This is a genomic window from Flavobacterium luteolum (genome assembly GCF_027111275.1).
GTDB lineage: Bacteria > Bacteroidota > Bacteroidia > Flavobacteriales > Flavobacteriaceae > Flavobacterium > Flavobacterium luteolum.
The window spans coordinates 426,457-438,865 of record NZ_CP114286.1 but is presented as its reverse complement, the minus strand read 5'-3'; the positions used below and the strand labels follow the sequence as shown (position 1 = coordinate 438,865).

Sequence of the window (12,409 nt, the reverse complement as noted above, 5' to 3'; positions counted from 1 at the left end):
AATATTATTTTTACGATAACTAATTAACTGTATAACTAATGAAAATATTTTCAATTTTTAATTTTGTATTCTCCATTATTGGCGCTGGCTTAATCGCTGGAGCTATTTATCTTTATGTAGATAAACAAACTTTTTTAGCGAAAGCAGAAATCGTACAGGGAACTGTTGTAGAATTGGTTCCGAAGCGATCTAAAGAATCAACAACTTATAGTCCGGTTGTTTCTTTTTCGACTAAAGCTGGTCAAGTAATTACTCATCATTCATCATTAAGCAGCAGCCCACCAAGCTATGATGTTGGTGAGAAAGTTGAAGTTTTTTATGATCCGGCGAATCCTAACAAAGCAGAAATAAAAGGCTTTGCATCGCTATGGCTTGGTGTATTGATTTTAGGAGTTGTAGGGGTAGTTTTCTTTTTGTTAGGTTCTTTGGGAATTTTATTTCGTTGGCTTAAAAATAATAAAATACAAAATTTGCACGAAACAGGAAAACTAGTTTCAGCAAAATTTACTCAAGTGCAATTAAATACCGGTTATGCAGTAAATGGAAGAAATCCTTTTCAGATTTACGGCCAGTGGCAAGATCCGAAAACAAATGAATTATATGTTTTCAAAAGTGATAACATTTGGTTTGATCCTACAGAATTTGTAAAAACAAACGATGTAAGGGTTTTTATAGACCCTGAAAATCCAGCTAGATATACTATGGATATTTCTTTTTTGCCAAGGCTTAAGAATTAGGAATATTAGTTTAATTCCCGATGCAATCAAGTTCGCTATTGTTTTAGAGTTTATCCAATAAAAAGTAATAACAATAGCGATTTTTTGAATTAAAATTGGATGAAGAAAAATAGGCTTATTAAATTTTGATTACTTTTGGAATCAAATACATTTTTCAGAATTCATGCAGAAATTTTTCACCCTTATACTATTCTTTTTCATCTTTTCGTTTAGTCAAGCTCAAAACAAATTCGGAAATCCAGAAGTAGACCCCACTCAAATTCAAAAAACTTACCCAGAATGGTCCGTTTATCAGAATAAAAAAATAATGCTTTCTAGAGACTTTATCGCTTTAGATGCATCTTCAAAAGAAATTACTAAAGAAGTTTTTCTAGACCAGTTGGCAAACGGAAATTTTATTCCAGTTCGATTAAAATCAGAAGAAAGTGTATTCGTTTATAAGCTCTTTAAAATTTTGCCAAAAACAGATACGAGTATAAAAGCAACCATCAATCAAATTGGTTTTGATGCTTATAAAAACTATAAAATGGAAGGAACCGCTTTTCCGAAATTCTCATTCAAAGATCTAAACGGAAATCTGGTAACCAACGAATCCATGAAGGGAAAAATTATTGTGATTAAATGCTGGTACATTCACTGCACGCCATGCATTAGAGAATTTCCGCAAGTCAATAAATTGGCCGAAGAATATAAAGACAGAAAAGATATCGTTTTTATGAGTCTAGCCGAAGATTCAGCAGAACAATTAAAAACATTCTTAGCAAGAAAACCTCTTTCATATTCTGTAATTCCAGACATGAAAGTGTATATGAATGAATCGTTGCAGTTAAATTCGTTCCCAACACATTTTATTCTAAACAAAGAAGGAATGATTGCTAAAGTGCTTCCTAATTTTGAGAGTTTAGAAGTGGCTTTAGCTAAAGAAAGTCAGTTGTAAAGTCTTAATTAATCTCGCAATCCCGATAGCTATCGGGAGTGAAGTCGCAAAGTTTTATGGCAAAGTAACCTATTTTTGTCATTTCGACTGAAAGGAGAAATCGCACTAGTTAATCGACAAAGTAACCTCATTTTTTGTCATTTCGAGGAACGAGAAATCTCCACAAGAAACTCTACAAAGATTGGGTTTTTGTTACGGAGCTACTCGCGAAGATTTGCTTCGCCAATTCGCTATCGCTCGGGTCTCGTCCCTCGAAATGACAAGATTACGCAGTAATCAATTTGGTAAAAAAACTCTGCGCCTTTGCTCCCGATAGCTATCGGGACTGCTAGAAACCCACACAAGCATAAAAAACCTTAGCACCTTAGCATCTTTGCAACTTAGAACCTTTTTCACTACTTTTGCACCAAATTAATTAAAAAGACATTCATGTTAACAGTCAATAATTTATCAGTTCAGTTTGGTAAAAGAATTTTATTCGACGAAGTAAATACTACGTTTACTCACGGAAATATTTACGGCGTTATTGGAGCAAATGGTGCAGGAAAATCTACTTTCTTAAAAGTGATTTCGGGTGATATTGATCCAACTTCAGGGCACATTCATTTAGAGCCAGGAAAACGTATGTCGGTTTTAAACCAGAACCACAACATGTTCGACGAGCATACTGTTTTGGAAACCGTTTTAATGGGAAATAAAGTTCTGTACGCTGTTAAAAAAGAAATGGATGAACTTTATTTAGATTACAATGATGCTAATGCAGACAGAATAGGAGAGTTACAAGTTCAGTTTGAAGAAATGAACGGATGGAATGCCGATTCTGATGCTGCAGCGATGTTATCTAACTTAGGAATCACAGAAGCAGATCATTATACTTTAATGGCAGATATGGAAGGAAAAATGAAAGTACGTGTGCTTTTGGCGCAGGCACTTTTTGGAAATCCTGACTTGCTAATTATGGATGAGCCTACCAACGATTTGGATTTCGAGACAATCGCTTGGTTAGAAAACTTCTTGGCAAACTACGAAAACACTGTAATTGTTGTATCTCACGACCGTCACTTTTTAGATGCGGTTTGTACACATATTTCTGATATAGATTTCGGAAAAATCAACCACTACTCAGGAAACTATACGTTCTGGTACGAGTCTAGCCAATTAGCGGCAAAACAACGTGCACAGCAAAACAAAAAAGCAGAAGAGAAGAAACAAGAGTTGGAAGAATTTATTCGTCGTTTTAGTGCAAACGTTGCGAAATCGAAACAAGCAACTTCTCGTAAAAAAATGATTTCGAAATTAAATATTTCAGAAATTAAACCTTCTAGCCGTCGTTATCCTGCGATTATCTTCGATCAGGATCGTGAAGCTGGAGATCAGATTTTGAATGTAGAAAACTTAGCGGCTTCTGTAGACGGAGAAGTTTTATTCAAAGATATTAACCTGAATATGGCAAAAGGCGATAAAATCGTTCTTTTCTCTAAAGATTCACGTGCTACAACAGCTTTCTATGAAATCTTAAACGGTGAGCAAAAAGCAGATGCTGGAACTTTCGATTGGGGAATTACAACCAATCAAGCGTATTTACCAGCTGAAAATCACAAATATTTTGAAAATGATTTAAGTTTAGTTGACTGGTTACGTCAGTACGCTAAAACAGAAGAAGAGCGTGATGAGGTATTCATTAGAGGTTTTTTAGGGAAAATGATTTTCTCTGGAGAAGAAGCTTTAAAAACTTCAAGAGTTTTATCTGGAGGAGAAAAAGTACGTTGTATGCTTTCTAGAATGATGATGGAGCGTGCAAATGTTTTGATGCTTGATGAGCCAACAAACCACTTAGATTTGGAGTCTATTACCGCTTTCAACAACTCATTGAAGAACTTTAAAGGTTCTGTAATCTTCACAACGCATGACCACGAGTTCGCGCAAACAGTTGGTAACAGAATCGTAGAATTGACACCAAACGGAGTAATCGACCGTTACATGACATTTGACGAATATCTTGATGATGAAAAAATTCAAGAACAAAGAAAGAAGATGTATAATCTTTAATAAAAAAAAATCCCGTTATGAAAATAACGGGATTTTTTTATGTCTTATTTGCTGCCGAACATTTTTGCGAAAATCCAGATAATAATCGCAATAATAAAGATTACGATAAAAATCCCGAATCCCATTCCGGCTTTAAAAATGTCTCCAATAACTTCACAGCTTGTAAATGAAAACAGTATTACAAATACCATTAACAATCTTAGTATTTTATTTTGCATGACTTCTGATGTTTTAAATTGATACTTAAAATTACTTCAGGAATAGGCAAAATGTGTTATAGAATTTTTGGGAAATGTTTTAGGATTTGGATTTTATAATTATCTTCCTAGATTATTTTCAATATCCATCATTTGGTGTAAAATTCTAATAATTTCTAATTGGTTTTCTTTTATGTTGATTTTATAGAAAATTAAATGAGACTTTACTTTACTACGAAAATATCCTTTTCTAATATGATTTACATCGTATCCAGATTTTGGATTTAAGCATAAATATTCGATTTCATCCATAATTAAATCTATATATCTATGAGCTTGCTCGCGCGACCAGTTTTCAAAAGTATATAACCAAATTTTCTCTAAATCATAAGATGCTTCACTACTGATCTTATAATTCATTATCAGGATATTTTTTGTCAAGATTATTCAAAAAAGAAACACGATCGAAATCTTTTACAAATCCAGATTTTTCTCCTTTTTTTAGTTCTTTAATTAGCTCACTTTTTTTTGATTCTTCTTCTTCAAACATTCTTAATGCAGTTCGAATAACTTCACTTGCAGATGAAAATCTTCCGCTTTTTATTTGAGAACTTATAAAGTTGTCAAAATAATCACCTAATAATATTGATGTGTTTTTTGGCATGATTGAAAAATTTTATCAAATATACCAATTATTGGTATAAGGATCAAGGTATTTTTTTTTAATTAATTTCTAAAGAGACTCGATTGATAATAACCGCTCTCCTCTGTAAAATCATTTTAACATTCTACAAAATTTCTTAATATCTTCTATGATTATAAATGCGAAGCCAGGAGACCTTGAATAGCAAGAGAGATTTTTTTAATTTATAGGTTCATTATAAAGTTGTTTTCCCCAATCTTGGATATTTCTTTCTGGAAAACCTGAATTATTAAATAATTCGTTATACTCTTTAATAATTGTATCAACAGCAATTTTATCAATAGTTCTAATTCTTGTTTCATAATTATGTTTAGTTCCATTAGCGGTAAAGTTGAGGGAACCCATATAAACAATCTCGTCATCAATTATATATATTTTTCCGTGAACGAATGTACTAGAATCATTCTTAATGTTTGTGGGTGAAATATAAACTTTGAAAAGAAATAATTGACTATAGGAGTAATTATATATGCGTTTATTTTTTATTTTAGACAATAACATTTTCCTTAACAGATAAATTAATATCAGTGGAAATAGAAGATAAAGGGTTTTAAAACTTTTAAATAAAAATAATGCAAAAACAAAAATTGCTAAAAATCCAAAAAAGATATAGCGAATTGTTTCTTCAAAACCAATCCATTTATTTCTTAATTCGTTAGAAGAACTATCTAAAGTGCGATGTTGCTGTATTAATTTAAAAATGTTTTTCTCGTAGTTACCGTAGAAATCTTCTATAGTGTCATTTGTTATTAGTGAAATTTTTATTCCTTTAGAATGAAGGATTATCAATTCATTTATTAATGCAGGAGAAAGATAAGGTGAAATTACTTTAACGGATTTTTTTGCATTAGTAATATCATCAAGTAATTTTTTGCCAGCTCCTTTGCCAATGTAAATATCACAATTTGCGCCATTAAAGAATGTTCCCATTTTTTCTTTTCTTAATAATTAAATAAAAATGATATCAAATTTTTTACGATAAAATTCCTACAAAGTTAATGTTTTTATGTTATGGTCACCATTTCAATATATTTTTTTTAAACTTGCCAATTCAATAAAAATATTTCCAACCCCAACATCCCAACAAATAAAATCAGATTCCGTATATTTGCGCAACCAAACATTACAATCACTTATGAGTCAAAAAGTATTACTTAATTCGAAAGAAGTTACTATCATACTCCATCGTTTGGCTTGTCAGTTAATCGAAAAACATCTTGATTTCTCTAATACCATTTTGGTTGGAATTCAGCCAAGAGGCGTTTTTTTAGCTGAACGTTTAAAACAAATATTAGAAAACGAATACAAGGTTCCTGAAATTTCGTTAGGATATCTGGACATCACTTTTTTTAGAGATGATTTCCGTCGTACTGATAAACCGCTTGAAGCCAATAAAACCCAAATCAATTTTATAGTCGAAGACAAAAAAGTCATTTTTATCGATGACGTTTTGTTTACTGGACGTAGCATTCGTTCTGCTTTAACTGCCATTCAATCTTTTGGAAGACCTTCAGAAATTGAATTATTGGTTTTAATAGACAGACGTTTCAGCCGTCATTTGCCAATTCAGCCCGATTACAGAGGCCGTCAAGTCGATGCTATTAATGGTGAAAAAGTAATTGTAAGCTGGAAAGAAAATGATGGTGAAGATGTTGTTCACCTAGTGACGAATTAAGTTTAATCGGTTAACCGGTTAATTGTTTAATCGGTAGTAATTCCGATTAACAAATTTGACAAAAAAACGATTAAACAATTCAACGATTAAACATATAAACACACACAATGAAAGAATTAAGCGTAAATCATTTATTAGGAATTAAATATATCAATGAGAATGATATTAACCTGATTTTTGAAACGGCAGATCATTTTAAAGAAGTCATTAATAGACCGATTAAAAAAGTTCCTTCATTACGAGATATTACTATTGCCAATATTTTCTTCGAAAATAGTACCAGAACCAAACTCTCTTTCGAATTAGCGCAGAAACGTTTATCTGCTGATGTAATCAGTTTTTCTGCAGCTCAGTCATCTGTTAAAAAAGGAGAGACCTTGATTGATACTGTAAACAATATCCTTTCGATGAAAGTGGATATGGTTGTAATGCGCCACTCTAATCCCGGAGCGGCTTATTTTTTATCTAAAAATGTCAAAGCGAGTATCGTAAACGCTGGAGACGGCGCGCACGAACACCCAACTCAGGCTTTATTAGACAGTTATTCGATTAGAGAAAAACTGGGTGATGTTGCTGGAAAAAAAGTAGTTATTGTAGGTGATATTCTGCACTCACGCGTAGCGCTTTCAAACATATATGCTTTGCAGATGCAAGGCGCAGAAGTAAAAGTTTGCGGACCAAAAACATTGATTCCGAGATATATTGAATCGCTTGGTGTTACGGTTGAACCAAATTTAAGAAAAGCATTAGAATGGTGTGATGTTGCGAATATGCTTCGTGTACAGAACGAACGTATGGATGTGAATTTCTTTCCATCAACGCGTGAGTACGCACAGCAATATGGAGTAGACAAACCGCTTTTGGATTCGCTAGGAAAAGAAATCGTAATCATGCACCCAGGACCAATCAACAGAGGAGTAGAAATTACTTCTGAGGTGGCCGATTCTGATCATTCAGTTATTTTGAATCAGGTGGAGAATGGAGTTGCGATTAGAATGGCGGTTATTTATTTGCTAGCATCTAAGATTCAATAGTTTTTTAGTTTTCAGTCACAGTCGCAGTTTTCAGTGTTGAAATGAATGTTACAGTGAGCATAAAACTTGAAACCTGAAACTTGAAACAACAAAAAAACTTAGTAAATTAGCATCATAAAATATAAGCCCCTCAAATTATAAAATGAAAGTAGATCAAAAAGGACATACCGTTACGATTAAAGATACGCAAGGAGATGTAAACGCTTTCTTGGAAAAAGTGACGCAACAATTTAAAACCTTTGAAAAACAAAATATTATAATCGACTTATCAGCAGATTCTAATATTTCAGAAAATGATTTAAAAGCTTTTTTACCGCTATCTAAAGTTCAGAAAAAAGCAAAAAAATCGTTTGTAATTGTAGCTACCGATCTTGATTTTAATGCTATTTCAGATAAATTAGTGGTAGTGCCTTCTCTCTTAGAGGCTCACGATATTATCGAAATGGAAGAAATCGAAAGAGACCTAGGTTTCTAATAATTAACAATTGATAATTAAAAATTAATAATTGTCAATTATCAATTTTTAATTGAGAAATGAAGTTAACTATACTTGGCTGTTATGCCGCAACTCCTAGAACGCTTACCAATCCGACTGCGCAGGTTTTGGAGATTAAAAACAGATTGTTTTTAATTGACTGTGGTGAAGGGACTCAGGTACAGCTTCGCAAAAACAAGATTAAATTCTCAAAAATTAATCACATTTTTATCTCGCATCTTCATGGAGATCATTTGTTTGGATTAATTGGCACTATTTCAACTTTTTCCCTTTTAGGAAGAACCACAGATTTACATATTTATGGTCCGAAAGGAATTAAAGAATTGATCCTTATTCAATTAAAACTGACTGAATCTTGGACAACATATTCTTTGTTCTTTCACGAATTAGAATCGAAAGAAAGTGAAGTTGTTTTTGAAGATAAGAAGGTCATTGTGAAGACAATTCCGCTAAAGCATCGTGTTTATACAAATGGATACCTTTTTCAGGAAAAACCAGACGAAAGAAAGTTAAACGTAGAAGCTGTTCAGCGCTATAATATTCATGTAGCGTATTATCAGAAAATAAAAAATGGCGGAGATATTACACTTGATGACGGAACAGTAATTGAAAATGAAAAACTTACTTTTGACCCGCCACCAGCAAAAAGTTATGCTTTCTGTTCTGATACAGTTTACAATGAAGAGATCATTCAGATTATACAGAATACAGACATTTTATATCACGAATCTACGTTTTTAGAATCGGAAGCAAGATTAGCTGAAAAAACACTGCATTCGACTGCAAAAGAAGCAGCAAGCATTGCTTTAAAAGCAAATGTAAAACAGCTTATTTTAGGTCATTATTCGACACGTTATGATGGTTTGGAGCCATTTAAAAAAGAAGCAGAAGAAGTTTTTCCAAATGTGCTTTTGGCAGATGATGGAGTTAGTTTTGAGTTTTAATCTAAGGTTCTGAGATGCTAAGTTGCTAAGCGACTAAGTTTTGGTGTAGTTATTTCAAGTTTAAGTTGATGGAATCTTAGTATATGATTGTCACACTGAACGAAGTCGAAATGCTTTTTTTGAATAGAACGTGCTTTGTGAACGTTCGACTTCACTAAGCCTGACAAACTTGAAACCTGAAACTTGAAACTTGAAACTTGAAACTTGAAACTTGAAACAAAATAAACTAAAATCAAAAACTATGAATGATTTAAGTAATTATAGAAAATCTTACGAGAAAAGCGAATTATTAGAAACGAATATTCCAGAAGATCCAATTAATCTTTTTAACCGATGGTTTCATGAGGTGGAAGATTTTGGAGGAAGCGGGGAGGTGAATGCCATGACGGTTTCAACAATTGGATTGGATGGTTTTCCTAAATCGCGTGTGGTTTTATTGAAGAAATTTTCTGAAGAAGGGTTTATATTTTATACCAATTATAATTCGGAAAAAGGAAAAGCGATAGAAGCAAACCCAAATGTGTGTTTGTCTTTTTTTTGGCAGGAAGCAGAACGTCAGGTAATTATTAAAGGAATTGCGCAGAAAACATCTGAAGTTATTTCGGATAATTATTTTGATTCACGTCCTGATGGTAGTAAGCTAGGAGCAATTGTTTCCAATCAAAGCGAAGTGATTCCGTCAAGAACATTTTTAGAAGAAAATTTAAAAAAATTAGAAACCGAATTTGAAGGTAAGCCAATTCCGAGACCCGAAAATTGGGGTGGCTATATCGTGACTCCACTTCAAGTTGAATTTTGGCAGGGAAGACCAAATAGACTTCACGATAGAATTCGATATACAAGTCAGTCAGATTTTTCTTGGAAGATTGAAAGGTTGTCTTCCTAAAATTGCTTTTACGTAAGAATTTTATATACTAAAAATAAAAAATAGTGCATTTCATCGATTATTTTTGCACTTTAACGGTAAATTGAATACGTTTGGTATACAATAATACGAACGAATTTATTCAAAGATAAATTTAAAGGATTTGCCCCAACATTTACTTTAAACCGCTAAAATGCTGATGATTATGAAAAAGATAATGCGCACCATGTTGTTCATTGCGATTTTAGTCGCAATGAACGCATGTTCTGCCGACACCGCCGAAGCAAGCGCGGATACTGCCACTCCAACAGAAGTGCTTGTTGCTAATTATACTTATAATGACACCGAAATAGAAACAATGAGGTTAATAAACGAATACCGCGTGAGTATTGGTTTGAATGCCTTGGAGAGAGTTAATCATATATCTTTTAAATGCGAAGAGCATAATAAATATATGATTGAAAATAATGTGGTGAATCATAACGATTTTGTGGCAAGATCTAGTAATATTACTAGTGTATTGGGAGCAAAAAAAGTAGGCGAGAATGTTGCCTACAATTATAAAACTCCCGAAGCCGCTTTAAGAGCTTGGCTGGATAGCCCAGGGCACAAAGAAAATATAGAAGGAGATTATACTCATTTTGGATTGTCTGTAACAACGGATCCAGCTACAGGAAAAAAATATTACACTAACATTTTTGTTAAGATTTAAAAGTTTATTGAACAGGTTGGTTTTTTAGAAGTCGTTGCAATTCTTAGAAATGTAACGACTTTTTAAATTAAAAAAGCTGCCATCTAGGCAGCTTTTTTTATCTATTAAGAAATTTATAAAGCGGTTATAATAAATTGGCTTCGTCTATTGGCTTGATGTTCTTCTTCAGTACATGGTACGCCATCGGAACATTTGTTTACGAGCTCTGTTTCACCGTAGCCTTTTCCAGTTAAGCGGTTAGGAGAAATTCCGTTTTTAACCAGCCATTGTATAGTTGATTTTGCTCTTCGGTCAGATAAGGCTTCGTTGTATTGATTAGAAGCTCTACTGTCTGTATGCGAACGGATATCTAATTTCATAGTAGGATTATCGTTCAGAACAGCCAATATTTTTTCTAAATCTAATGCTGCTTCGGTTCTAATATTTGATTTATCGAGGTCGAAATAAATCATTTTAATTCCAAAACATTTTCCTAAATCATCACCCACAGTAACTTTGCAAGTTGATTTTTCTAGTGCAATAGGAAGGTTTGTTTTACCACTTGTTTTGTCTACAGTTATGCTAACTTCTTTTGTAGCAAATTCTGGTTTTTCTGCTCTTACATAATATGTTTTTCCGCATTCTACATCAAAAGAGTATAGTCCAGAGCCATCTGCAACGGCAGAATTTTTAAGTGCCATTCCTGCGTCATACAGCGTTACTTTTGCTCCAGGAAGCGGTACGCCAGTTTCAGCATCGGTAATTGTGCCATATAATACCTGAACGCATTTAAGCCTTCTAGTTTCTAAGAATTTATAAATATCATCTGAACCTTGACCTCCATCTTTGTTGGAAGTAAAAAATCCTCTTCTTGTTTCGGGATCAATAATGTAGGCAAAATCATCTTTTGGAGAATTGATATCTGCTCCAACATTCTGAATATTGCTAACTTTTCCGTTATTGTCAATATTTCCAACAAAAACATCTAAACCTCCCAAGCCTGGATGCCCGTCAGATGAAAAATAGATTTCATTTTCGCTGGTAACATATGGATAGGTTTCTTTTCCTTCCGTATTAATACTACTTCCTAGATTTTCTGGAGAGCCATAACCTCCGTTTGAATTGATGCTGACTTTATACAAATCTGACTCGCCAATAGTTCCTGGCATGTCAGAAGCAAAATACAGTGTTTTTTCGTCTGGACTCAAAGCAGGGTGAGCTGTACTGTAGTTATTGCTATTGAATGGAAGCTCTGCAATGTTGGTCCATTTGCCATCTTTCCCCAATTCAGCTTTGTAAAGCTTGATTAAGGTGACTTTGTTTTCGTCTTTTCCTTTTTTTCCGTCGATGTAGTTATTTCTGGTAAAATAAACTGTTTTTCCATCTTTTGTGAAAACAGGAGAAGCTTCATGGAATTTGGTATTAATAGCCGATTTAAATTTATTTACTTTTGATGTGCTACCGGTAGAAGGATCCAAATCAGCATTATAAATATTTGTAAAATATTCTCCTGTCCATTTGTGTTTACGTTGTGTAAAATTTCCTGTATCTCGCGCCGATGCAAAATAAACTTTATTGTTATACACAAATGATCCGTAATCTGAATATTTGCTGTTAATTCCAGCATCTTCTATCTGGTACCTCCCAGAGTTTGCTTTAATTTGATCCAGATAATTTACATCTTCTTTGTAAAGTTTTCCTCTGCTGTCATTTTTTGAGATAGCATTAAATTCATCCAGAAGTTTATTTGCTTTGGTAATGTCTCCAGTCGATTTTAGAGATTGTGCATATCTAAAATAATATTCTGGTTCAACATTTGTGTTCATTGCAAATAATTCGCCGTACCATTTTGCCGCATTCTGAAAATCTGAATTGAAATAATAAGCATTTCCCAGTTTTTTAAACATGTCTTCAGATTTGTAGCCTTTAGCGGCAACTTTTTCATAGGTCTTTATAGCATCGACATAAGCATAGCCGTCATATTTTTTGTCTGCAGTATTTATTTTAGACTGCTGTGCATAACTGCTAAATGAAAAAGCACCTAGAATTGTAAGGAAAAGTAGTGTATAGTTTTTCATGAT

14 protein-coding genes are annotated in these 12,409 nt (G+C 33.3%); 9 read left to right on the top strand and 5 right to left on the bottom strand.

Annotation, left to right across the window (positions count from 1 at the left end):
- Window positions 1-38: 38 nt before the first annotated feature.
- From OZP10_RS01575 to OZP10_RS01565, 3 genes are all read left to right on the top strand, one after another.
- A complete protein-coding gene (locus tag OZP10_RS01575) occupies window positions 39-737 on the top strand; it encodes a DUF3592 domain-containing protein (RefSeq protein ID WP_281633206.1) in 699 nt (232 codons plus the stop codon).
- A gap of 163 nt (window positions 738-900) precedes the next feature.
- Window positions 901-1,674, top strand: coding sequence for a TlpA family protein disulfide reductase (locus tag OZP10_RS01570; protein WP_281633205.1), 774 nt, complete (start codon window positions 901-903; stop codon window positions 1,672-1,674).
- A 429-nt stretch (window positions 1,675-2,103) separates the two neighbouring features.
- Window positions 2,104-3,723 carry an ABC-F family ATP-binding cassette domain-containing protein gene (locus OZP10_RS01565; RefSeq protein ID WP_281633204.1) on the top strand — a complete coding sequence of 540 codons (1,620 nt, stop codon included), beginning with the start codon at window positions 2,104-2,106 and terminating at the stop codon, window positions 3,721-3,723.
- Between the two features lie 44 nt (window positions 3,724-3,767).
- Here the strand turns inward: OZP10_RS01565 and OZP10_RS01560 are convergent, their stop codons facing one another.
- The 4 genes from OZP10_RS01560 to OZP10_RS01545 all read right to left on the bottom strand — a co-directional run bounded on the left by OZP10_RS01560 (window position 3,768) and on the right by OZP10_RS01545 (window position 5,553).
- Complete coding sequence (locus OZP10_RS01560) at window positions 3,768-3,941, bottom strand: hypothetical protein (protein WP_008468862.1); 174 nt, start codon at window positions 3,939-3,941, stop codon at window positions 3,768-3,770.
- A 99-nt stretch (window positions 3,942-4,040) separates the two neighbouring features.
- On the bottom strand, window positions 4,041-4,340 hold the full coding sequence (locus OZP10_RS01555; protein WP_281633203.1) for a type II toxin-antitoxin system RelE/ParE family toxin: 300 nt from the start codon (window positions 4,338-4,340) through the stop codon (window positions 4,041-4,043).
- A complete protein-coding gene (locus OZP10_RS01550; RefSeq protein ID WP_091493027.1) occupies window positions 4,330-4,584 on the bottom strand; it encodes a type II toxin-antitoxin system ParD family antitoxin in 255 nt (84 codons plus the stop codon). Before OZP10_RS01550 ends, OZP10_RS01555 begins: the two co-directional genes overlap by 11 nt.
- A 198-nt stretch (window positions 4,585-4,782) precedes the next feature.
- Window positions 4,783-5,553 (bottom strand): phospholipase D family protein, encoded by a 771-nt coding sequence (locus OZP10_RS01545; RefSeq protein WP_281633202.1) that lies wholly within the window; start codon window positions 5,551-5,553, stop codon window positions 4,783-4,785.
- A gap of 205 nt (window positions 5,554-5,758) precedes the next feature.
- Here OZP10_RS01545 and pyrR point away from each other — a divergent pair, with 205 nt between their 5' ends.
- From pyrR to OZP10_RS01515, 6 genes are all read left to right on the top strand, one after another.
- The gene (gene pyrR / locus OZP10_RS01540; RefSeq protein ID WP_012026512.1) at window positions 5,759-6,298 is read left to right on the top strand and encodes a bifunctional pyr operon transcriptional regulator/uracil phosphoribosyltransferase PyrR; all 540 of its coding nucleotides are present in this window, start codon (window positions 5,759-5,761) and stop codon (window positions 6,296-6,298) included.
- A gap of 107 nt (window positions 6,299-6,405) precedes the next feature.
- Window positions 6,406-7,332, top strand: a complete 927-nt coding sequence (locus OZP10_RS01535; RefSeq protein WP_029273654.1) for an aspartate carbamoyltransferase catalytic subunit — start codon at window positions 6,406-6,408, stop codon at window positions 7,330-7,332.
- Window positions 7,333-7,474: 142 nt separating this feature from the next.
- Complete coding sequence (locus OZP10_RS01530) at window positions 7,475-7,807, top strand: hypothetical protein (RefSeq protein ID WP_008468866.1); 333 nt, start codon at window positions 7,475-7,477, stop codon at window positions 7,805-7,807.
- A 59-nt stretch (window positions 7,808-7,866) separates the two neighbouring features.
- Window positions 7,867-8,772 carry a ribonuclease Z gene (locus OZP10_RS01525; protein ID WP_281633201.1) on the top strand — a complete coding sequence of 302 codons (906 nt, stop codon included), beginning with the start codon at window positions 7,867-7,869 and terminating at the stop codon, window positions 8,770-8,772.
- 241 nt (window positions 8,773-9,013) lie between these two features.
- Window positions 9,014-9,658 carry a pyridoxamine 5'-phosphate oxidase gene (pdxH, locus tag OZP10_RS01520; protein WP_281633200.1) on the top strand — a complete coding sequence of 215 codons (645 nt, stop codon included), beginning with the start codon at window positions 9,014-9,016 and terminating at the stop codon, window positions 9,656-9,658.
- A 184-nt stretch (window positions 9,659-9,842) separates the two neighbouring features.
- Window positions 9,843-10,349, top strand: coding sequence for a CAP domain-containing protein (locus OZP10_RS01515; protein ID WP_281633199.1), 507 nt, complete (start codon window positions 9,843-9,845; stop codon window positions 10,347-10,349).
- A 113-nt stretch (window positions 10,350-10,462) separates the two neighbouring features.
- Here the strand turns inward: OZP10_RS01515 and OZP10_RS01510 are convergent, their stop codons facing one another.
- Window positions 10,463-12,406 (bottom strand): OmpA family protein, encoded by a 1,944-nt coding sequence (locus tag OZP10_RS01510; RefSeq protein ID WP_281633198.1) that lies wholly within the window; start codon window positions 12,404-12,406, stop codon window positions 10,463-10,465.
- Between the last annotated feature and the right edge of the window lie 3 nt (window positions 12,407-12,409).